Origin of the sequence: Caulobacter sp. S45 (genome assembly GCF_009765965.1) — a bacterium.
GTDB lineage: Bacteria > Pseudomonadota > Alphaproteobacteria > Caulobacterales > Caulobacteraceae > CAHJWH01.
This window is the reverse complement of the sequence record NZ_LMUL01000011.1, coordinates 55141-77774: the sequence shown is the minus strand read 5'-3', so window position 1 is coordinate 77774 and position 22634 is coordinate 55141. Positions and strand designations below refer to the sequence as shown.

At 63.4% G+C, this 22634-nt stretch carries 16 protein-coding genes and 2 pseudogenes; 9 read left to right on the top strand and 9 right to left on the bottom strand.

Translation table 11 applies throughout. The features are described 5' to 3' along the window. Positions 1 to 289: 289 nt before the first annotated feature. Positions 290 to 1474: pseudogene (locus tag GSQ87_RS06665) on the top strand (transposase); the annotation flags it as partial. Between the two features lie 249 nt (positions 1475 to 1723). On the opposite strand, the gene GSQ87_RS06660 reads toward GSQ87_RS06665, so the two are convergent. The 7 genes and pseudogenes from GSQ87_RS06660 to GSQ87_RS06630 all read right to left on the bottom strand — a co-directional run bounded on the left by GSQ87_RS06660 (position 1724) and on the right by GSQ87_RS06630 (position 11930). Further along, positions 1724 to 3163, bottom strand: coding sequence for an IS1182 family transposase (locus GSQ87_RS06660; RefSeq protein WP_158914533.1), 1440 nt, complete (start codon positions 3161 to 3163; stop codon positions 1724 to 1726). 200 nt (positions 3164 to 3363) lie between these two features. Next, complete coding sequence (locus GSQ87_RS06655; protein ID WP_216839090.1) at positions 3364 to 4365, bottom strand: HEPN domain-containing protein; 1002 nt, start codon at positions 4363 to 4365, stop codon at positions 3364 to 3366. 590 nt (positions 4366 to 4955) lie between these two features. Beyond that, positions 4956 to 5378 (bottom strand): Rid family hydrolase, encoded by a 423-nt coding sequence (locus tag GSQ87_RS06650; protein WP_216839088.1) that lies wholly within the window; start codon positions 5376 to 5378, stop codon positions 4956 to 4958. 526 nt (positions 5379 to 5904) lie between these two features. Then, entirely contained in the window at positions 5905 to 6378 is a 474-nt protein-coding gene (locus GSQ87_RS06645; RefSeq protein WP_254062786.1) for a GNAT family N-acetyltransferase, read from the bottom strand. Positions 6379 to 6637: 259 nt separating this feature from the next. Continuing rightward, positions 6638 to 6946: pseudogene (locus GSQ87_RS22440) on the bottom strand (GNAT family N-acetyltransferase); the annotation flags it as partial. A gap of 381 nt (positions 6947 to 7327) precedes the next feature. Further along, the gene (locus GSQ87_RS06635; protein WP_158914531.1) at positions 7328 to 9319 is read right to left on the bottom strand and encodes a tetratricopeptide repeat-containing sulfotransferase family protein; all 1992 of its coding nucleotides are present in this window, start codon (positions 9317 to 9319) and stop codon (positions 7328 to 7330) included. Positions 9320 to 9392: 73 nt separating this feature from the next. Next, positions 9393 to 11930, bottom strand: coding sequence for a TonB-dependent siderophore receptor (locus GSQ87_RS06630; RefSeq protein ID WP_158914529.1), 2538 nt, complete (start codon positions 11928 to 11930; stop codon positions 9393 to 9395). A gap of 886 nt (positions 11931 to 12816) precedes the next feature. Here GSQ87_RS06630 and GSQ87_RS06625 point away from each other — a divergent pair. The 6 genes from GSQ87_RS06625 (at position 12817) to GSQ87_RS06600 (ending at position 19556) form a co-directional block, all read left to right on the top strand. Further along, a complete protein-coding gene (locus GSQ87_RS06625) occupies positions 12817 to 14415 on the top strand; it encodes a flavin monoamine oxidase family protein (protein ID WP_254062783.1) in 1599 nt (532 codons plus the stop codon). Positions 14416 to 14444: 29 nt separating this feature from the next. Continuing rightward, entirely contained in the window at positions 14445 to 14861 is a 417-nt protein-coding gene (locus GSQ87_RS06620) for a cytochrome c (protein WP_254062781.1), read from the top strand. 13 nt (positions 14862 to 14874) lie between these two features. Beyond that, positions 14875 to 15345 carry a hypothetical protein gene (locus GSQ87_RS06615; protein ID WP_158914527.1) on the top strand — a complete coding sequence of 157 codons (471 nt, stop codon included), beginning with the start codon at positions 14875 to 14877 and terminating at the stop codon, positions 15343 to 15345. Positions 15346 to 15400: 55 nt separating this feature from the next. Beyond that, positions 15401 to 17506, top strand: a complete 2106-nt coding sequence (locus GSQ87_RS06610; RefSeq protein ID WP_158914525.1) for a penicillin acylase family protein — start codon at positions 15401 to 15403, stop codon at positions 17504 to 17506. A gap of 35 nt (positions 17507 to 17541) precedes the next feature. Then, positions 17542 to 19134 carry a flavin monoamine oxidase family protein gene (locus GSQ87_RS06605; protein ID WP_158914523.1) on the top strand — a complete coding sequence of 531 codons (1593 nt, stop codon included), beginning with the start codon at positions 17542 to 17544 and terminating at the stop codon, positions 19132 to 19134. A 125-nt stretch (positions 19135 to 19259) separates the two neighbouring features. Then, complete coding sequence (locus GSQ87_RS06600) at positions 19260 to 19556, top strand: cytochrome c (RefSeq protein WP_254062779.1); 297 nt, start codon at positions 19260 to 19262, stop codon at positions 19554 to 19556. A gap of 416 nt (positions 19557 to 19972) precedes the next feature. Here the strand turns inward: GSQ87_RS06600 and GSQ87_RS06595 are convergent, their stop codons facing one another. Continuing rightward, complete coding sequence (locus GSQ87_RS06595) at positions 19973 to 20140, bottom strand: hypothetical protein (RefSeq protein ID WP_158914521.1); 168 nt, start codon at positions 20138 to 20140, stop codon at positions 19973 to 19975. A gap of 1271 nt (positions 20141 to 21411) precedes the next feature. Here GSQ87_RS06595 and GSQ87_RS06590 point away from each other — a divergent pair. Continuing rightward, positions 21412 to 22074 carry an HAD family hydrolase gene (locus GSQ87_RS06590; RefSeq protein WP_158914519.1) on the top strand — a complete coding sequence of 221 codons (663 nt, stop codon included), beginning with the start codon at positions 21412 to 21414 and terminating at the stop codon, positions 22072 to 22074. A 56-nt stretch (positions 22075 to 22130) separates the two neighbouring features. Here GSQ87_RS06590 and GSQ87_RS22320 read toward each other — a convergent pair whose 3' ends face one another. After that, positions 22131 to 22370, bottom strand: a complete 240-nt coding sequence (locus GSQ87_RS22320; protein WP_174241406.1) for a hypothetical protein — start codon at positions 22368 to 22370, stop codon at positions 22131 to 22133. Between GSQ87_RS22320 and GSQ87_RS23060 the strand changes: the two genes are divergently transcribed. Then, positions 22281 to 22520, top strand: a complete 240-nt coding sequence (locus tag GSQ87_RS23060; RefSeq protein ID WP_158914517.1) for a DUF2934 domain-containing protein — start codon at positions 22281 to 22283, stop codon at positions 22518 to 22520. The two genes, GSQ87_RS22320 and GSQ87_RS23060, sit on opposite strands and share 90 nt — an antisense overlap. Positions 22521 to 22634: the final 114 nt, after the last annotated feature.

The window sequence follows — 22634 nt, the reverse complement described above, 5'->3', positions numbered from 1 at the left end:
TTCCTCTGTTGGTTAGCGGGAGACCAGAAATGACAGGGTCAAGCCGAACAGCTGAAATGGACCTCTGAGCGGTTTGGCGACGTGGCGAGGTCCAGCGAAGAACTCAGATTTGACTTTGCCTATCGGCATGCTCACTGCCACATGTGAGTTCGCATCGGCCTTGTTGGCCGTTGCAGCCGAACGACCCGACTTGGACCAGATTGTCGGGCCAAAGCTACATGGTGGGCGCGGCATGCTTCCACGGTTCGATCCGCCGCTCGCTGCTGGCGCTCTCCGCGGACGTCCTGCGCCCGACCTCGACCCAGGCTTCATGCTGGTGGTGGGCTACTGCTTCGGCATCCGCTCTGAACGACGGCTGTGCGAAGAGGTGCACCTCAACCTGGCCTACCGTTGGTTCTGCCGGCTGGGGCTGGAGGGCGATGTACCCGACCATTCCACCTTCTCCAAGAACCGACACGGCCGCTTCCGCGACAGCGATCTCCTGCGCCGCCTGTTCGAGCAGGTGGTGCGCCGCTGCATGGACGAGGGCCTGGTCGGAGGCGAAGGCTTTGCGGTGGACGCCAGCCTGATCGAGGCCGACGCCAGCCGCCAGACCTGCGTTCCAGGCGCCGAGGGCCTGCCGCCGGATGTGACCAATCGAGCGGTCGAAGAGTATCTGGCGGTGCTGGACGAGGCTGCCTTTGGCGCGGCCACGCCGGTGACGCCCAAGATGCTGTCGCCTTCCGACCCCGCTTCGCGCTGGACAGGCGCGGACGGCGGGCTGGCCTACTTCGCCTACTGCACAAACTACCTGATCGACCTCGACCACGCCGTCATCGTCGACGTTGAGCCCTCCACCGCCGTGCGCCAGGCGGAGGTGGCGGCGGCCAAGACGATGATCGAGCGTACCCGCGAGCGCTTCGAGATCTGGCCGGAGCGGCTGGCCGCCGACACCGGATATGGCTCCGCTGAGATGCTGGCGTGGCTGGTCCATGAGCAAGGAATTGAGCCGCATATCCCGGTGTTCGACAAGAGCAGGCGTACGGACGGGACCTTCTCTCGCGCCGACTTCAGCTACGACCATGACAGCGACACCTACCGCTGTCCCGGCGGGAGCGCCTTGACCACGCGCGGCACGGTCGGCGGCGACAACGAGATCCGCTATCGGGCGAGCAAGTACGACTGCACGCCATGCGCCCTGAAGGCCCGGTGCTGCCCAAAGGAGCCGGCCAGGAAGGTCGCCCGCTCGATCCACGAGGGTGCGAGGGACATGGCGCGCGCAATCGCCAAGACCGACGCCTACCTGACCTCCCGGCGTCAGAGGAAGAAGGTGGAGATGCTCTTCGCCCACCTCAAACGCATCCTGAAACTCGGTCGGCTGCGACTGCGAGGTCCCAACGGCGCCCGGGACAAGTTCCTCCTCGCCGCCACCGCCCAGAACCTGCGCAAGCTCGCCAAGCTGGTCGCGCCTCCGGCCGCCGTCCCAGCCACATGAGGGGAGAGCGGCCCCTCGCAGGCTCGAGCCGGCTGCTTCAGCTCGTCTGAAAACCCGACTTCTTCAACGGAATAGGGGTAAACCGGCCACTCAGGGGCAAGGTCGAGGCCGAAGCGACATTTTGGCTGAGCGGCCCCAGGGCGCCTCCAGGAACAGGACTCTCCTAGAGTCGGCTAAGAGCCGAGGCTGTGTAAAAACCCTTTTGGCCTCCGCAGCCCGGTAATGCGCATTGAGGGCGAGCGCGGTTGGTCAGACCTGCATGGCGGCGATGAGCGGCTTGGTCCCGAGGATCGCCATTACCCGCTTCAGGTTGTAGGCGAGGACGTGCAGGCTGATCTCGGTTCTGACGTTCTTTAGCCTCTTCATCAGGAAGTGAGCCGAGCCGGTCCAGGCTTTGATCGTGCCGAACGGATGCTCGACCAGTTTTCGTCGGGTGCGCATGCTGTACGGCGCGAGATCCATGCGTCGCTGCATGGCGTCGATCACCGCCTCATGCTCCCATCGGGTCACCCGTCGCTCAACGCTCGGTGTGCATTGCGGCTTGAGATGGCATGCCTGGCAGCTAGCGCGATCCCAGTAGCGGTGCAGGGTCAGCCCCTTCTCGACCGTCGTCATGTGCTGCGGCAGGAGACTGCCCGCGGGGCAGCGATACACGTTCTGCTCGGCTAGGTAGACGAAGTCCTGTTTGCCGAACCGTCCGTCGGCTCGCGAGCCGGAGGTTTGAGGCCTTGGGACGATGGGCGTAACGCCGATCGCTTCGCAGGCAAGGATCTCTTCGCCAGAGAAGTAGCCGCGGTCCGCCAGTACGTCCAACGCTTGGTCGCCCATTGCGGCCTTCGCCTTCCCGCTCATGGCGGCGAGCTGCTGGCGGTCGCTGCCGGTCATAATCACGTCGTGGGCGACGATGAGGTGGTGCTCGGCCTCTACAGCGGTCTGGACATTGTAGCCGACGATCCCCGTCAGGCGTCCGCTGGTGGCCATCGCCCTGGCATCGGGGTCGCTCAGAGAGATTTGGCCGCCCGGCGTGGCGGCGACCTCCACCTCCAAGGTTTTCAATGCCTGCATCTGGGCGCGAAGCAGAGCGATCTTGTCTCTCAGCCGCACGGCCCGCGCCTGCGCCAGTTCACCTTCATGCCGGTCGGCGGCGTCCAGATCTTGCAAATAACCGGCGATGTTCTCCGCCACCTGCTCCATCCGCTTCTTCAGCTTCGTCGCGGTGAAGTTCCGATCGCGAGAATTGACCGCCTTGAACTTGCTGCCGTCGATCGCCGCGAGGGCTTGGGTGAACAGGCCCAACTCCCGGCACAGCACCACGAATTGGCTGCAGGTGGCCTGGATCCCAGGACCATTGTCTCTTCTGAAGTTGGCGATGGTCTTGTGGTCGGGAGTCAGCCGTCCCGTAAGCCACATCAGCTCGACGTTGCGATGCGTCTCCCGCTCCAACCGGCGGCTCGACTGAACCTTGTTCAGATAGCCGTAGATGTAGAGCTTCAGCAACGTCGCGGGGTGATAAGCTGGCCGCCCCGTCGAGGCTGGCGCCATCCCATCAAAGCCGAGCGATCCAAGATCCAGCTCGCTGACAAACACATCTACAATCCGGACGGGATTGTCTTCTGACACATAGTCTTCGAGGCAGCTGGGCAACAGCGCTTGCTGCTGACGATCTTCACCTTCAACGAAGCGGGACATCTCAGCACCCAACGCTATAGCGTCACGAGCCTACCGTGATTTGCTCTTTTTACTCAGCCTCAGCCATGATTTGCCGTTGCGGATAAGCTGCAAACAGCGAGTAGCGCCAACCATTTGGAGAATCCGCGCCAATGAATGAGCAGGCTCCACATGGCGTTTCGTTCGGGTAACGAGCGCTAAAATTGGAGAAAGGCCCGCGCCTAATCGCGCGAGCTTTCGTCGCGCAAGGCCTGCAACCGCTCCTGGCAGATCTCGCGGACCATGCCCATCAGGATCTCCACCCGCTCCTGCAGCCAAACCAGCTCCTCATCACTGACCTTATAGTGTCGCGAGTAGCGTCCCTTGACGTACGCGGCGCGGAGCAGCTCGAAGCATCGACGTTCGAACTTGCTCTCGGCCGGCCAGACCACAGCCAGGCGGACATCTAGCGCCTCGCTGAGTTTCCGCAGACGGACAAGGTTATGAGATTTGGGGGAATAGAGCGTTAGCACAAGCAAAATTACATTGTAGAGATGCTCAGAAGCCTGATGAAGTTCGAAGGCTGCAGCTTTCCTAAAAGCTCTTCTCTTTGCGAATTTGGCCAATTCAAGCCGCTCGTTGGCGCTTTCTTCGCCGTCGCTATAATAGTGCTCGATCTCTTCCAGGGCATGCGAGGGCACCAGCGGCTGGGGGTCGACGAACGGCAGCTCGGGCGTGTCGAACAGCACGATCCCGTCCCGGACGATGTCGATGAAAAAGTAGCGACCGCGCTCCAGCTGGTGGTTCACATCCTCCAGGGTGTGGACGATGAAGTTCACCGGCGTGCGCAGGCGAACCCCCGCCGACAGCTCGCTGAGCAGCTGCTGCTCGGCCCCCTCCCAGAACTCCAACCCGTCGGTCAGCCGCTCGTGGTCCACCACCACCAGCAGGTCGTAGTCCGAGAAATAGCGCCCCACCGGGTCCTCGACCCAGTCGCCCCGCGCATAGCTGCCGAACAGGATGATCTTGACGATCCGCCCGTTGACCAGGTGCTCGGCCGTCCGGCTCGCCACCGCCTCGGCGAACTGCGCCTGCAGGATCTGCGTCACCAGCCGCAGCTCCTGCCGCTTGCCTTCCGGCAGATGTTTCAGACTGCTCCGCACCCGCCGCTTGTCGCCCCTGCGCCTGAGCTTGGCAAGGTCGCGCTCCGCACGCGCCGTCCGGTCGAAATCTCGCGCCAGCATCGACGATCACTCACGCTCTGGAGCCTAAGAGTCCAGCGGTTCGAGCGCCAATGCAAGCCCTGCGGGCAATCGACAGGATCGCAACACGGCGTGGCGAAGATGCAGTCAAGAGCTAACTCCGAACGCGCCGGATGTCGAGACATGGGCCTGGGCGCCTCGCGCCGATCGGCGCGACCGGGCTCTACTGCGCCAGGCTCGCTGCGCTCTCCACGCTCCGCCGAGCCGCTTTCGCGTCTCGGCCCCTGCGGGTGGCGATCCCTGGCGCGGGCGGAGCGCCGCTCCGCCTATGGCCGTCGCGGGCATTGTCAGCGCGAATGTTCCGGGCATGGCTCCGCCCCTGCTTGCTTCCTGTTCGGAGGCAGCCGTCATCGCATTCTATTGCAGAACAGGAGAGGCGCGGCTGGCGGCTCCGCAGTTCTGCCCCATCCGCCCTAAAAGGCCGTGAACAGTGGCTCCAGGTAGTTTGGTTTGACAGTGCCCCGGCGAGCTGTCGAACCAGCGAAACGGATTGGGCGGGGCTTGACCTCGGCCATGGGGCTGGCCTTAGCCCCCTCTCCTCCCGCCGTCAATTTGCGCTGACAAGGCCCGGATTAGCGGCCGCGTACCGCGATTGCTTCGATCTCCAGCATAGCCCACGGCGCGGCCAAGGCGGCGACCTGAAAGGCGGAGCGCGCCGGTTTGTTGGGCTGCTGGGGGGTGCCGAAATATTTCACATACTCCGACTGCATGCCGGCGAAGTCGAGCTTGCCGGTCTTGGGATCCGGCCCGAGGAAGACAGTCAGCTTGACCACGTCCTTCATGTCGAGCCCTTGGGCCTGCAGCGCCTTCTGGATCTTAGCGAAGACGCTGGCCGCCTGGGTCTTGGTGTCGCCATATACCGCGCTTTCTCCCGTGCCCGAGACCGGGTCGGCGAGTTGGCCGGACAGGTAGAAGGTCTCGCCGGCCCACACACCTTGGGCGATAGCGGCCTTCTCGGTCTGAATGTGTTTTACGGTGACCTGCGCTTGGGTCACGGCTGGCGTTAAGGCCAAAGCCAAAGCCGATATCAAGAAAATACTGCGATTCATTCCAATACTCCTAAGTTTGAATGGACGGATGCTCAATTATCCCGGCGCCAACACTGCTCTACCTATCGTAATTGACAAGACCTTTGTTCGACACTGCGCCATTTACTCTGCTGAGTTGATTTTGCCGGAGCGCTTGCCGCCGACGGCGCGTGGGGCTTTGACCGCTTCCGGATCGATCTCGTCCCCGTGGGCATTGTCGAAACGGCAGGGACGTGGCCGAGGCTCAGCCTCCCCTTCGACTGGTTGGGACATTCGGCGACGAGGCGGGCGTTGATGCGCGCCACCTCGTACTTGCCTCCCAGCCCAACGCAGACGGCCAAGAGGTTGAGGTCGGCGGAGGCGACGATCAGGGCAGCGCGCGGATCGTATGGCCGACGACGCAGCACGCCGAGCCTGCACCGCCCCGTCTCTGCGGAGTCGTCGGCCAGAAGCCCCGCGCCCTCCCCCACCGTGTTCGCCATCCCCATCCCATTCATCTCCCCTCGATGCGCTTGCCCATGCGCACGATCGGCAGGCCGAGCCCGTCGGCGAGCGGCGTCTCAATTCGCTCCACCTCCGCATAGCCGTAGCGGGCGTAGAGGGGCACGCCGGTGAGCGTCGCCCCCATCTCCAGCGCCCTGAAACCGCGAGCGGCGGCCTCGGCCTCGCAATGGGCCAACAGCCGCGCTCCGAGTCCGCGCCGCGCCCAAGCCGGGGCGACGAAGAAGGCGCGGATCTTGGCGGCCTCCCGCCCGGGCTCTAGCTCGGCGTCGTTGCGGCTATGGATGGCGTCGGCGCCGAACAGAGTTCGCCGGAAGCTCCAGCCGCCGCAGGCGACAAGCTCGCCTTCCGCCTCGAAGACGAAATAGGTCTCATCGGCGATCAGGCGGCGATCGACCCCGAAAACCAGGCGTAGAGCGCGTTCGATCTGCTCTGGTGTGTAGTCGCCGGTTTGCAGACTCCGCACGGAGGCCTCGATGAGCGCCTCCAAACGCGGAATGTCGCCCAGCTGAGCTATCCGGAGCGTGGGCTGCGCCACGGCGGCGACTGTCCCGATCCCCATGCGGCTCACGACCTAAGGCCCAGCCGCCAAGTCTCACCACGCTCCGCGATTGAACGACCTGACCGCAGCGTGGCGTCTTCCATGACGAAAGCCTCCCGCGGTCAGTCGACGGCGTCAACTATCTCGTCGAACGGCGTTCCCCCTGCGGCTGTTCGGCGGCCGGTTATAGCGCCGGCGCCGCTTTCCTGGGCAGCCGCTCGCGGGACCCGCGATAGAGCATGGCCACGTCGCACCGTTCATAGTGGGAGCCGAACTCGCGCATGACGCGCTCGTCGTGGCGGAAGCCGAGCTTCTCATAGAGGTGAATGGCCGCTGCCGACTTCCTGTTCGATAGCAGATACAACCGCTTCGCCCCCCTCTGACCGGCGCGCGCGATGACGGCCTTGAGCAGGAATTCCCCAGCCTTGCGGCCGCGAACGGTTTCCAGCACGCCCATCTTGGTCAATTCGTACTGATCTTCGCCAGTCTTCTGAAGGGCGCAGCCCGGACCACGCCCAACCCGTCAGCCTCCACGAACAATACATCGCCGCCCCTGTCGATGATCCGCACGCGGGCTTTCAAGAATATCCAGATCGGTCTGCTCCAGCGATACACAGAGCTGATCCACTGGCTGTTGATCTCGCGAAACGCCGGCGCGAGATTGTCTGCGAATTCGAAGATGGTGAGGCCTGCCTTCGACGTTGGCCTGAGCCCGCCGGCTGAGGGGAAATTCCGCCAATCTCTTTTCGATGGCAATTGGGATGGACGCTGCTCGTGGCCTCTGAGCAAGGAGCCGAGCTGACGGGTCCTTCTGCCCTCACAGCATCGTCCACACATGATCGCCCGAGGGACAATCAGCGCGTCCCAGAAAGCTTCAGTTCGTCCCGCGCCAGTAATCCAGAACATCGCCCAGCGAGGCCTTCAGGGGATCTAAGAAGGCCTCGTGGTTACGCCACTGCTCAAGGCTGTCGCGGAAGATCGGGCGGCGCACCTGTTCCGAACTCACCGTCCTGACCGCCCGATCAGTGTCGTAGAACCGCAGGCATGCCTCTTCGAAGGGAAGGCCGCAATAGTCAAGCAGACGACGGATCTCCGCCTCAGTGTTCTCGATCAAGTCTTCGTAGATCACCCGATGCACGCGGCCGGGCAGCACCCGATCGACATGATCCATGATGTCCACGTAATCGCGATAGTATCGACCGAGATCGCCGAGGTCGTAGGAGAAATCCTGGCCCTGGGCAAAATGCTGCTTGAAGGCGGAAAAGCAGGCCGCCAGCGGGTGGCGCCGCGCATCGATAATTTTGGCGTTGGGCAGGATCAGGTGGATCAGGGCCAGCTGCTGGAAGTTATTGGGCATCTTGTCGACGAAGCGGGGCAGACCGAGCTCGCGATAGACGCGGGTGCGCTGGAGGTAGCACTCGCCCAGCGCCTTCGCCGTCGCCGCGTCCAGATCGGCCACCGCGGCGGTATAGTCCGCGCTCGGCCATCCGAGGTCCTTGGCGATGATGCCGATGTCGGACAACTCCATCGTGCCTTCGACCATCGAGTGGCTGGCCAGGATTTGTTCGATCAGTGTCGATCCAGACCTGGGCAGGCCGACGATGAAGATCGGATCCTCGGCGGGACATCCCCACCCTCGACGTTTCGAAAAGAAGGATCGGCTGAACGCGACTTTGGCTTGCGCAAGCGTTGCCGGCAATTCGCCGGGGTCGTGGCAGGCGATCCGCAAGCGAATCTGGGCGCCCTTGACGTAATGATCGAACGCAGCAGCGTGCCAGCCGCGATCGTCCAACGCCTTGCCTAAGGCGTAGTGCAGGTGGAGCCGATCCTCCTCGCCCAGGTCCGAGCGGCCGAGCTGGCCGCCAATGGCCTTTTCGTCGTCAAGCGAGAGAGGTTCCACCTTGAGATCGGCTAGGCTCCAGTAGGCCTCGCCATAATCCGGCGAAAGAGCGATCGCCTGGCGATAAGCCGCCACGGCGTCCGATCGTTTGCCGACGGTCCGCAGAGCGTGTCCGTAGTTGAGCCAAATCTTCGGCTGCCTGGGATAATCGGTCAGCAAGGTCTCATAGATGGCGATGACCCGCTTGAGATCCCCCAGAAGGGTCAGGCATCCAGCAAGCAGGTTGAGATAGGTCGGCTCGGACGGATGTCTGTCGAGAAGGGGCTGGAGTTCGGCAATAGCCTCGGCGGTCTTCTGTTGCTGGAAAAGGGCGTTGGCGTAGGCGAGCCTTGCGCCGTCATGGGCCGGTTCGAGGCGCAGGGCGTGATCGAGCAGCGTCCCGGCGTCTCGATGACGTCCCAGCCGGCCGAGCGTCTGCGCCATGAGCCACAGTGCAGCCACATCGTTCGGCCGCGCCGTAAGCAGGTTGCGAAGTCGTTGTTCGGCTTCCTGTAGCCGACCTCGATAAAGCGCCTCTGCGGCGGGCGCGAGCGCGGGATCGCGGACCAGGGCCCGATCGCTGGCCGCGAAGGCGGCGTCGGCTGCGGGGTTGTCGCCTTGCGCAAACAGCAGCTGACCAAGGGCTCGCCAAGCTTCGGCGAGATCCGGCTTGAGGGCCGTCGCCTGGCGAAGCGCGGCCATGGCCCGCGCCGGCTGGTTCTGGGCGACGAGCGTGCAGCCGAGCTCGTATTGAGTGTGGGCTGCGCGAGGGTACGCTTTGGCGAGCGGAAGCAGGATCGACAGGGCCGCCGCCGGGTGGCCTTGTCGGCGCTGGGCGGAAGCTAGCACGAGCAAGGCGCGAGGATCGCGTGGGCTGAGCGCAAGGATCGCCTCCGCTTCGCGCTGGGCGGTCGCCGGATCGGACGCCAATACGGCCGACGCGTGCTCGACAGCGGCCGTCAGCGATCCGAAAGGCGCAATGACCATGATGAAACCGCCGCAGCGCGCAACACGAAGGAGCCCCTCCGATGCGGAAAGGGCCCTCCGGCTGGGTCTAGCATCAGAAGGTCAGAGTCACACGGGCGTAGTAGTAGCCGCCGTTCGGATTCCAGGGAGCAAAGCTCAAAGGTAAGTTATAGACGGTGTTTCCATTGATCGGCTGGCCGGTCGAGCCCTGAGGCGTGATCGGCGGCTTCACGTTGAGCAGGTTGTCGGCGCCCACATCGAGCTTGAGATATTTATTTATGCGATAGCCCACGTCCAGATCGGTGATCCCGGTCGTGGGAATCGTCTCCAGAACATTTTTCGAGAGCGTGGGAAAGGTCGCGTATTCGGACATGTCGGCATAGACCGTCTCACGCAGGTTCACGCTGAACGGACCCTTCGTCCAATGGGCCTGGAGAATCGCCTTTTCACGGGGTTGAGCCGTCGTCAGCTGGCTCTGGGAAATCTGCGTCAAGAAATTTTGCTGGCTGATGCCCAGGCCGCTGACCAGCGCGGGATTGGTCACCGCCACGGACGGCGGCAACGGGGCGACGGCCGTCACATAGGTGTGGCTGTAGTTGAATCCGAGGGACCAATCCACATGTCCGAAGTCTCCGAAGTCCGACGCATAGCTGGCGGTCGCATCCAAACCATCAGTATTGGTGTTGACTGCGTTGATGAAGGCCGCAACGCCGACATTGGTCAGGCCGTTGATATCCACGCCCCGACCCGCGATGGCCGAGAGCACGCCCGGAGCCACCACGACATCTTTGGCCGTCGAGCCGGCGGGGCATGTGAGGTTCACAGGGTTGGGCTCGGTCTGAACGGTCAGGGCATTTGAAACGCAGTAGGCGTTCAGACCCACGAAGCTGGCGCTGGTCAGTATCCGGTCTCTCAGGACGATATCATAGGCGTCGAGCGTGATCTGGAGCCTGGGAATGGGATGCAGGACGAGGCCCAAGCTGTAGTTGGTCGACAGCTCAGGCCTCAGGGCCGAGAAGCCGGCCGCTTCGGCGGCGCTGGAATTCGGCGGCAATTGGCCGGACACCGACGTTGGGCCGACGTTCAAGCCGGAATAGAACTCCTCCGCCAGGGTCGGCGCCCGGAAACCGTCACTGATCGTGCCGCGAATGGCGATGGCGTCTGAGAAGTCGTAACGGAGGGTGAGCTTCCCCGTCGGGGCGTTGCCGAAGTCGCTGTAGTGTTCGAAGCGGCCGGCTATGTCCACCTTCAGGTTTTTAAGCGGGCTGGTCGCTAAATCCAGGTAGCCGGCGACGTTTGTGCGCGAATAGTTGCCCGCGTCCGTCGGCGCATAACCGAAGAAGGACTGCGCGCCGGACCCGAAGTAGGCCTCAGGTTCGCCGGCGCCGATGCTGTAAGTGTTGCGGCGTCCTTCGACGCCGAAGGCGACGTTAAGCGGCGCCGCCAGGCCGATCTCGAAGGCCTTGTCTACATCCAGGTTGCCCGTCCATTCCGAGGCGTCGAACGAACCGTCATAGATGGTGTGGGTCGGATAGGCGACCGGCGTGGCCGAGGCGTCCTGCAAGGTGGTGAACGTGGCAGCATTGGCGGTGTTGATGACATAGACCTTGGTGCTGTTATCCCCGTATGTGGTGGACAGGTCCCAATTCCACCCATACTTCGAGCCCTTCGCGCCCGCCGTTATCGAGTAGTCCGTTTCGTCGAACTTCTCGCTGGGACTGAAACCGGTCGGAATCGGGATAGCCGCCGTGCCACCGGTGCACACTCCCGTGGTGGAGTTGTAGGAGCCGATGTTGTCGACACAGGCGCCGACCTTGGCGGGAATGCGGTAGTTCTCGTAGTGCTCGGAGGCATTGTAAGAGTAGTTTCCGAAGCCATAGAGCTGTATATCCGGCGTGAGGTCGTAGGCTCCGTTGACAAAACTGTTATAGATTGCGGATTGTGGGTTGCCCGTGATCTGGTTTTCATGCGGGTAGCCCGAAGCATTTACGACGCCATTGAGGTTCGCCACCGTGGCGTTGGTTCCACCTCCGACCGGAAGCGCAGCGCAATTCGCACTTTGAAGGCGGTCGTCGCCGCAACCCAGAACCGTGTGAGCCTGAGTGCGCTCCTCAAGGGTGATATTGACGAAACCCTTGTCGTTGAGGTTGAAACCCTGGTTGTAGGCCAGTTGACTGGTCACGCCCTGGCCCATGTAGTATTGGCCGCCGCTGGCATCGATCAACCCACCAGAGGCGTTCTTTTTGAGGATGATATTGACCACGCCGGCGATGGCGTCCGAGCCGTACTGGGCGGAAGCGCCGTCCGTCAGCACCTCGATGTGGTCGATCGCATCCTCAGGGATATAATTCAGGTCGGTCGAAGCCGAACCGGAAAACACGCTGCCGCTGTCGACGGCGAGGTTGGATGTCGAGTGTCGGCGCTTACCGTTGACCAGGACCAGGGTGTCATCGGGACTGAGGCCCCGCAGGTTGGCCAGAACGTGCACCGCCGAGGCGTCGGCGCCGTCGGTCTGGATGTTCAGGGAAGGCACCGCGACCGCCAGGGCGCTCGCGATGTCGACAGAGCCCGTTTGCTTCAGTTGTTGGCCGCCCACGACCTCGACCGGCGCGGCGCTGTCGGCCGCCCGCACGCCGGTTTGGCGCGTCCCCGTGACGATGACCTCGGAAACGGCGCTAGCCCCGCTAGCGCTCGCGTTCGGATCTGTATTTTTAGGATTAGATTCTTGGCCATATGCTGCAGTTGCGCAGGACATCAAGGCAAATATGCTTACTCCTACGTATAATCCGCTGCTATTCATAGCATCCCCTCTTTGACAGCCATTGGATTACAACACTCGGAATCGATCCTATTTCAATAATAGCCGAAATATAGACAATATAGAACGAGATCGAGTCGCCATTGCAGCGCTGCTTATGTTGCAATGAATTTCTCTGACTTCGCATTCAGTCAGGTCAGGACTACAGCCAAAAACAAGACAGCCTCGGGCTCGCCCCATGAGAAAAATTTCGATTGCCTAAAACTCGCTCAATCTCCGCCTGTCCGGCCCAGATTTGCACATGTTAAGTACGTACATCCCTCTACGTTCCCGCCACAATCACTTCCAAACAGGTCTGGTGCGCCTGAATTCGCAGTACGCGAATAACCTGTTGCGGAATCAAATGAGTCTATACGGGGAGATTTTTCTCATCGCTGCCTGCGACCATCAGGAAACATATGACAAATATGGCCGCCATTAACTTGTGCACATCTTGTCAATCTTGTGGGCGTCGAGCGCGAGACTCGACTCGCTCTGAATTTCATTATGTTGCAATAGGATAAACTTACCGACGATGATCGGTTTTGTGGCGGAATCAAAAGATTGGCGCCCGGGTCTTAGCCAGAAGCCGACTCAAGCCGCAGGGCGGAGGGCGATTCCGTTTGACGCCAATTGGACTGTGCTAAGCGCTAAGCCTGCAAGAGGTCGATGGCCGGGCGCCAGCGATCCAAACGTGCCCAGATCGAGAGGGGAATTCCGCATGCCTATGGCCGCCAATCCCGAAGGTGCGTCCTTCAGTCGACGCACGTTTCTGGAGAGCCTGGGCGGCGTAGGGGGCACGGCCCTGATCATGGCCGGCATGAGCGCCCTGGGCTTCGGCATCGAAGCGCGGGCGGCGACGCCGCCGGCGTTGTCCGGCGGGGGTAAGGGCAAGAAGGTGATCGTGCTGGGCACTGGGGTGGCCGGCATGACCGCGGCATACGAGCTCAGCAACGCAGGCTATGACGTCACCGTTTTGGAAGGCCGCAATCGCATCGGCGGCCGTTCGTTCACCGCCCGCAAAGGCACGGTCCAGACTGAAATCGGCGGTGAAACCGAGACCTGCGACTTCTCGGACGGCTCCTACATCAACGCCGGGCCCTGGCGGATTCCCTACTTTCACAAAGGCTATCTACACTACACTCGCAAGTTCGGCATGCCGGTGGAGCTGTTCAACAACGACAACGACCACTCCTTCATCAACTTCGAGAAGGGCTCCGGTCCCCTGGCCGGCAAGCCGATCCACAAGGCCGAAGTGGCGGCCGACATGCGCGGCTACGCCACCGAGATGCTGGCGAAGCAGGTCCGTCAGGGCGCGCTCGACGCGGAGTTCGGGCCCGGCGACAAGGAGATGTTTCTCGATTACCTGCGCAGCGAAGGCTACCTCACCAAAGATGACTTCTCATACATTGGTACGGAGGGCCGCGGCCCCCTGATCAACCCGGGCGCCGGCCTCGATCCGGGCCCCGGCAAGGATTCGACCCCCTATCGGCTCACCGACCTTCTGAAGTCGCAGACCTGGCGGACGCTGAAATCCGTCTCGGCGCTCGACATGCAGCGCACCATGTTCGAGCCGGTCGGCGGCATGGACCAGCTTCCTGTCCATTTCTACAGAAACCTCAAGCCGACTGTCCAGCTGCAGCACGCGGTGGAGAAGATCACCCAGACACCGACGAACATCACCGTCTATTACACCGACGGCGCCGGCCAGAAGGGCTCGGTCACCGCCGACTACTGCGTCTGCACCATTCCGCTGTCGGTGCTGAAGGGGCTGGACGTCCAGTGCTCGCCGAAATTCAAGGAGGCCATGGGCGGCGTGTCCTACGCCCTTGTCGGCAAGATCGGCTTGGAGATGAAGCGCCGGTTCTGGGAAGAGGACTACGACATTTACGGCGGCCACGTCTATGTGGACGACCCCATGATCGGCACCATCAGCGTGCCGTCCACCGGATGGATGGGGCAGAAGGGCGTGATCCTGGGTTTCTATCCTCACGGCGCCCCGGCGGCGAGGATCAGCGCCATGAGCCTGGCCGAGCGCAAGGCTTACGCCCTCGCCGCCGGCCAGAAGATCTTCCCGCAGTATACCGAAAACGCCATGGGATCGTTCTCGATCACGTGGCACCGGGTGCCGTTCAACATGGGCGGCTGGGCGCAATGGACCGAGGAGGGCCGCGCCAAATACTACCCGACCCTGCTGGAGCCGGACGGTCGTCTGTATCTGGCTGGGGAGCATCTGAGCTACCTCACCGGCTGGCAGGAGGGCGGCATCGAGTCGGCTTGGCAGCAGATCGCCAAGCTGCACCAGCGGGCCTCGGTCTGATTTTCGGGCGGCGGAGGATGTTGAGGTTCATGTCTTCGAAAGTGCGGGCGCCCCATGGCGCGCTCCTGTGGATGCTGTTCGGCGCGCTGGCCTTAGCCGAGGCCGCCCATGCGGAGCCGCCGGACGGGGCGGCGATCTTCAAGCAGAACTGCGCCGCCTGCCATCAAGCCCGGGCCCAGGGCGTTCCCGGCGCCTTCCCGGCGCTCGCCGGCGACGCCTTCGTGAACGGCGATCCCAAGGCAGTGGCCCAGGTCCTGCTGAACGGACGCGGCGGCATGCCGAATTTTCGCGAGGACCTGACCAACGAGCAAATCGCCTCAGTGCTGAGCTACGTCCGCACCTCCTGGGGCAATCACGCGTCGCCCCTGAGCGCCGCCACAGTGGCCAGCGCGCAGGGCGGCAAGGGTGCGGCCCACCAGGATAGCTCCGTCCTGCCGGGCCACTGAGGTCGGCTCCTTCATGACGAGACCCTTCATCCTGGTCCTTCTGATCGCGGCGCAAGCGTTTCTGCAGGCAGCGCCAGCGTCCACCGCCCGGGCGGCCGGGACCAGCGTCGATCCGGCGGACGTGCGCCGCGGTTTCACCATGGTCGGATCTCGGGCCAGCGACGAACCCGCCCTTCGGCTGGAACGCCAGACCCGTGAGCCTTCGACGAGCTTCATGCTGGGCGCCGCGCTGGGCGCATGGATCAGCGCCGCCTCCACTCTTGATTACGACCTCAAGACTCCCTCCGGCGACGGCGGCGACGAGGAGGCGATCGGCGTCGACTGCTACGACGAGCGCGCGGCCTTCACCCACCTTGAGGCGCACCGCCAGGCCCTCGGCCTCGCGCCGTCGCAGGTGACGGCGGCGGCCGGCGTCGCCGATCCGAAGCTATTGGCCGCCTTGACTGCCCGCGACCGGGCCGGCGCACCGCCCCGCTGCCGCTGATACAAAGGGCTGGGCGGTGGAAGGGGCAGGCGCGAGGTCGGGGAGTGGCCCACGGGTGCGACGGACGGTGGCGGGACTGGCCGTTGTCCTTCAGCTCGGTTTGGCCGGCTCGGTGCTCGCCCACCCCGCCCATTCGGCGGAAGTGCTGTGGGATCGCTACGGCGTCCCACACGTCTACGCCAAGACCACGGCCGATCTGTTCTACGGTTTTGGCTGGGCGCAGATCAAAAGCCACGGCGAGCTGATGCTGAAGCTTTACGCCGAAGGCCGCGGCAAGGCGGCCGAGTACTACGGCGCTTCGGAGCTGGCCGGCGACCGATGGATGGCGATCAACGACGTCTCGGACCGGTCTCGAGCGTGGCTCGCCGCGCAGACGCCCGAGTTCCGGGCCGATCTGGAAGCCTTCGCCGACGGTATGAACGCCTACGCCAAAGCGCATCCCGAGGCGTTATCGGCCAAGGCCAGGCAGGTGGCGCCGATCACCGGCCTGGACGTCGTCAGTTACGCCCACAGGCTATTCCAGTACGTCTACCTCGCGCCCCAAGCCGTCGCCGGGCGCCTGCCCCCCGACACAGTCGGGGCGTCGGGCGCCCAGCGCGACGACAATGGATCCAACGGCTGGGCGATCGCCCCGTCGCGCTCGGCCAGCGGTAAGACCATGATGCTGATGAACCCGCATCTACCCTGGGGGCCGAGCTGGGCGACCTACTACGAGGCGCAACTCATCGCGCCGGGTGTGAACCTCTACGGCGCGACCCAGGTAGGTCTGCCGGTCCTGCGCTTCGTCTTCAGCGACCAGCTCGGCATCACCAACACCGTCGACAACACCAACGGCGTGACCTTTTACAAGATCACGCCCGCGCCAAGCGGCTATATGTTCGATGGCAAGGTCTTGCCGTTCAAAACTCGCCAGGTCGTGCTGAAGGTCCTGCGGCCGGATGGGGGCTTCGACACCGAGACCGTGCAGGTGCGTTCCACCGTGCAGGGGCCGGTGGTCGGGGAGCGTGGCGGCGCGCCGATCGCGATGCGGGTGGCAGGTCTCGATCGGCCTCACGCCCTCGAACAATACTGGAAGATGGAGACCGCTCCAGACTTCGCGCATTATCAGGCGGCCCTGCGAATGATGCAGGTGCCGACGTTCAACATCATCTATGGAGATAAAGATGGGCATATCGAATACCTGTTCAACGGACTCGTGCCGCGCCACGCCTTCGGCGACCTGAAATACTGGAAGTCCACCGTCCCGGGCGACACCTCCAAGACGCTTTGGACCGGCTATCTGAGCTACGACGAACTGCCCAAGGCGATCGATCCGCCAGGCGGGGTCGTCCAGAACTCCAACGACCCGCCGTGGGAAACGGCCTTCCCTTCGATCATCGAGCCCGCGCCCTACAAGGCCTATATCAGCCGCGACGCACTCGAGGTCCGAATGGAGCGCGGCCTGCAACTGCTAAAGGAGCCAGCCAGGATCAGCTTCGACCAGCTCCTCCAGAAACGGTGGTCCACCTACATGCTGGCCGCCGATCGGCTGCTGCCCGATCTGGGCGCGGCGGTGCGGGCGTCCAACGACGATCTCGCCAAGCACGCGATGGACGTGTTGGACAAATGGGACCGCACCGCCGACGCGGACAGCCGCGGCGCCCTGCTGTTCACGACCTGGATGGATAAGCTGAAGCAGCCCGACGGCGTGACAAATGCGGGCTGGAGAGTGGCTTACGATCTGCACGATCCTTTCTCCACGCCTCGGGGGCTCGCAGACCCGCTGGCGGGGGTGCAAGCCCTGGACGTTGCGGCGAAGGAGCTTCTCGCCACGCAAGGCGCGCTCGATGCGCCGTGGTCCAAGCAGATGCGGCTGATCTGGGGCGGCCGGAACCTGCCGGCCAGCGGCGCTTCGGGTCGCTATGGCGTCATCAACGTTATCGACTACGGCCCTGCAAAGGACGGCGTCCGCACGGCCAGCTTCGGCGCCACCTATGTCGCCGTCGTCAGCTTCGACACGCCGGCTAAAGCCAAGGTGTTGATGTCTTATGGCGAGTCTTCGCAACCCGGCTCGGCCCACGCGGGCGATCAGCTGCCTCTGTTGGCGCAGAAGCAGATGCGCGACGCCTGGCGGACGCGCGCAGACATAGAGGCGAATCTGGAAAGCCGGGATGTCTTTTGACGGTGCGCACGCCAGAGAGCGATGGGAGATTCTCTATGACCGGTGACGCTGGAGCGCCGAGCCGACGAGACCTGCTCAGCATGATCGGCGTCGTGGCGGGCAGCACGGCGATGTACATGGCCATGTACGAGCTGGGCTATGCCCAGGCCACCAGCTTCAAGGGCCCGGCCAAGCTGTCCACGCCCCCGACCGGGACGTCGGTGCTGATTCTCGGCGCCGGGGTGGCCGGGATGGTCGCCGCCCTGGAGATGCGCGACGCCGGCTACAAGGTCCAGGTGCTGGAATACCAGGACCGCCCCGGCGGCCGGAATTGGTCGCTCTACGGCGGCGACACCTTTACCGAGCTGGGCGGGGCGACCCAGCACGTCGGGTTCGACCCGGGGCTCTATCTCAACCCCGGACCCTGGCGGATCCCCTATCATCACCAGGGCATCCTGCACTATGCGCAGCGGACCGGCGTGGAGATGGAACCCTTCGTCCAGACCAACTTCAACGCCTACGTCCATTCCATGACCGGCTACGGCGGCAAACCCCGGCGTTACCGCGAGGTGCAGGCCGACTACCAGGGCCATGTGGCTGAGTTGCTCGGCAAGTGCGCCCAGCAGGGCGCCCTGGACCAGAAGGTGAGCAAGGAGGAGCGTGAAATCCTCCTGGAATCCCTGCGGGAGTGGGGCGCGCTCGACAAGAACTACGACTACGTCAAGGGCATGACCTCTTCGAACCGGCGTGGCTTCGACCTGGACCCCGGCGGCGGCCTGACCGGCGCGCCTCGGCCCTCCGAGCCGGACGCCCTGGGCGACGTGCTCTCGGCGCGTCTATGGACGGCCATGAGCCAGATGAGCGACCACATGCACCAGTCTTCGATCTTCCAGCCCAAAGGCGGCATGGGAATGATCGGCAAGGCCATGGGCCGGGAGCTCGGCCCGCTGATCCGGTACAACAGCAAGATCATCGACATTCATCAGGACGACAGGGGCGTCACGGTCACCTATGTCGACACCAAGACCGGCGGCCCGCCGCGCACGGCCACGGCCCAGTGGTGCGTCTGCACCATCCCCCTGCCTGTGCTCGGTCAGATCCCCATGACCGTGGGCGCGCCGCTGAAGGCCGCCATCGACCACATGGCCTATACCCCGTCGCTGAAGGTCGGGCTGCAGTTCAAGCGCCGGTTCTGGGAGCAGGACGAGCAGATCTACGGCGGCATCACCTATACGGACATGCCCAACGTTTCGATCGGCTATCCCAATCACGGCTACTTCTCCAAAGGTAAGGGAGTCGTCCTGGGCGCCTATGTGGGGACGCCCGAGTGCTACACCTGGGCCGCCAAGCCACCCGAGGAGCGGATCAAGGATGCGCTCTACTGGGGCTCCAAGATCCATCCTCAATACATGAGCGAGTACGACTGCGGCGTAGCCGTGGCCTGGCACCGCGTACCCTGGGTGCTCGGCTGCAAGAGCCAGTGGACCGAAGCATCCCGAGCCGAGCACTACGACAATCTGGCCGCCATCGACGGCCGCATCGTCCTGGCCGGCGAGCACGTATCCTATATGGCCGGCTGGCAGGAAGGCTCGGTGACGTCCGCGACCGACGCCATCAAGCGGCTGCACCAGCGGGTGATGAGCGCTTGACCATGAAAAGGAAACACATGGGCGTCCGTCGCCTCGGGCTCGCGGCCCTCTGTTCTGCGGCCCTCCTCGCGGCCCTGCCCGCTTGGGCCCAGACCGCCGCGCCGCAGCCGATGGTCCGGAACGGAATGCTCACGATGCAGGGCGGGGAAGCGGTCTACAACAACCTCTGCGCCGCCTGCCACATGCGCGACGCCAAGGGCGCGGCCGGTGCGGGCGTCTATCCGGCCCTGGCCGGCGACCGCAGGCTGGCGGCGGCCGCCTATCCGATCCGGCTGGTGATCCATGGCCAGAAGGGGATGCCGGCCTTCGGTTCGCTGCTGGCCAACGACCAGATCGCCGCCGTCGTCACCTATGTTCGCACCCATTTCGCCAACGCCTATGCGGCGCCGGTGACGGCAGCCGAAGTCCAGGCCATGCGCTGATGGACCAGCCCTCCCGGACTGCGAGGTGGGGGGATTGGTGGGCTTGGTGAAGGGGGCGCGGGCGTCCTGGCCGCGCGAAGGCGCGGGAGTGGGCTGCCGGTCCAACGCGAACATGTCTTCGGTCAGGCATAGCTCGCCCAAACCCGAGCTAGCCCTATCCGGCGACCTGCCGCCCCTCGGCCAGGGCGGCTGAGCGTCGGTCTTTGTAGGTTGTGCGGCTAACGAGGTTGCGGTGGCTGCCCCCACGGGGTGATCCGAGTGGAATGTTAGATGGGATAACGGTTGAAGCGCTTGGCTTTGGTGGATCACTTCGCAGGGATCAGACCACCGAGCAGCTAATTGAGAGCCGCCTATTGACGCTCTAAAGGCGATGACCTTTTTGACTGCGCCTTTTCGCCGTCCTCGTCTTCACCCGCTCATTCCTCGGACCGATTTGACGCCGGTAGAGGATCGGCCAATGTCCGGCCGTCCAGAATCATCTCGGTCAGGCTGTCGATCAGCCGCTCGTAAAACCCGCGCAGTTTTAGTGGCGCCTTGACATAGGCGCGCTGGGCCTGAGCCAGCAGGGCCAATTCGTCGCTCATCAACTTCGCAGATGGCTGCCCCGGTGGCGAAATTCCATCCCGTCACAGCCTCCACAGCCCGCACGTGCATAATGCAGCATTACCCGTTAAAGATTGACGACTAGGGATGGGACGAGGGCCACGCCCTCCCTTCGGCACGGGGGGACGATCCATGATTATACGGGTCGTCCCTTCCGATTCGGGCGGCGAATGGGTAGGTTTTTGGCTCGCCGTGTACCGCCGTGAATTCGATCAGGTCGCGGCAGGAAGGGACAGCTTTCCGCGAGCCTTGCAGCGGCCAGCGGACCGTCGGTTCCGGAGCCGGTAAAGCTGCGGCCCTGCCCATCGTTTTCCCAAGCCCCTAAGTTTTGGCCTGCGCCGAGCGCTTGGCCGAACTCATCGGGTCATCGCTGGCAAGCCCTATTCCTCGCGATCGTCGGTTCGGCGTCATCCCCGCGTGAACAGATGGCGCCGCAGCGATTTGTATTTTCCCCGTCTTCCAAGCTGATCGGCAAGTCAGGTGTGATGGATTCCTTGCAGGGGATGCCGGCTACCGGTCCGTGCTCGACGGAGCGAGCGAAAGCGCCTCTTCTAATAAACACCAAGTTGTGCAAATGCTCAATCAAGCGACCGGTTCGGTTTACTTCATTTAAGGGGTTGCCTGCCACAGATTTTACGTGTCGCAAATCGAAACCAATCGTACCGACCTTCCGCGAACCGCTCTGCGGCGTACGGCATCCATGTGGTTTGACGGCAAGTACAGGGTTTGCATCCTAGACAATCGCTCGCCTCGGGGGGCGGGACTGCTAATCAGACCCGACCTTCAGGCGCCTAGACGTTTCAAGCTGGAGGTTGAGCCCGGGACATACGTGGCCGTCGAACGGGTCTGGCGCGCGGGAGGCCGAATGGGCGTCCGCGTCCTCGAGGCGGGTCATCCTGCATCGTCATTCGCGCGTCTCGCTGGACAGTTGAAGGGCCTCGCTATCAGGTGCGGCGCGTTTGGAGGGTCGGACTAAAAGGTTCGCGCCCAATCACAGAGCGCCCTCCACCGGCGAGGCGTTCCGCGCTGGCTCGAGCTCACCGCCATTCAGCTACGCTGAGTGGGAACCGACCGCGCCGTCGAGAGCTTCACCTTCTGAATCGGAGACGCCGGTGACGGGCGATTTTGAGCGATAAAAGGCCCGACTGGTTTGGCGCTTCGAATAGCCAGGCGAAGTCAGCTAGATCGCCTCGGCATAAACGGCGCCGGTTGCAAAGCCGCCCGGGCGGCACGCAAGGGCGAAGATAGCCTAATGTCGATCAAGGCGGTTCTCTTCGACATCGACGGGACGCTCGCAGACAGCAACGAGCTCCACGTATCCGCTTGGGATGAAGTGTTTCGCGCCCGAGGTATCAGATTGTCTCGCCGGGCGATTCACGACCAAATCGGCAAAGGCGCCGACCTGCTGGTGCCGGCGCTTGTCCCCGGTGCTGATGAGCAAGAGGTTCAGGCCCTGGGCGACGAGCACGGCGCGGTGTTCAAGAGCAGGTATCTGGCCCGGGTGCAGCCGTTTCCTCATGCGCACAATCTCCTTGGCCGCGCACACCACGCCGGGATGCGTGTCGTGCTGGCGTCCTCGGCGTCTCAGGACGAGCTCGAGCGCTATCTTGACCTTTTTGATGCTCGCGCTTTCGTGCACGCATCCACCAGCATCGACGATGTCCGAAACTCCAAACCAGCGCCCGACATATTCGACGTCGCCCTGAAGCGCGCTCACGTGGCTGCTGACCAAGCGCTCGCCATAGGCGACAGCCCTTACGACGTGCAGGCAGCGGGTCGGTGCGGCGTCGCAACCCTGGCGTTACGCTCGGGCGGGTTCAGCGATGAGGTGCTGCTCTCCGCCGGCGCAGCGGCCTTGTACAACGATGCATCAGACTTACTCGCAGACTTCGACCGCGCGCTGCTGACCCGCTAGACCGAAAGGCGCAGCCGCAGGAAGCTCTTCCTCGGCCGGCCAAAAGTTAATCTACCTCAGCCGCCCATCATCACTCGATATGTGATGGATCGGCTCAGCCTCTCGAACGCTTTGAAGCTTAGGCAGTTGGCGGCGCACCCTGAGGCGGTGTTTCCGGCCACTTCTGGGACAGGTGCGTCTCGGTTTTCATTTTGCAGGAGGCGAGAATGGCCGACGTAGAGCATGAACGCATCCGCAATCGCGCATACGAGATTTGGGAACAGGAAGGCCGGCCTGAGGGCCGCGATGTCGATCATTGGGATAAAGCTACCCGCGATCTAGCCGGGGCGACTTCTGATACGGGCCCATCGGAAGCGTCTTTTATCGAGAGGAACGGGACAGAGTCTACGGATCAATCTTCGCCAAGTCCGAAGAAGGAGTCGAAGGGAGAAGTAGCCCCCTCTTAGCCAAACGTCTTCAACTGGGACCAACACTCCCCACCCGGCCCGGCGGAGCGCGAGGCGCATTAAACAGAGAGTGCGCCTCGTGTAGTGGAGGTCGCGCGCTCGCGCTAGGATCGC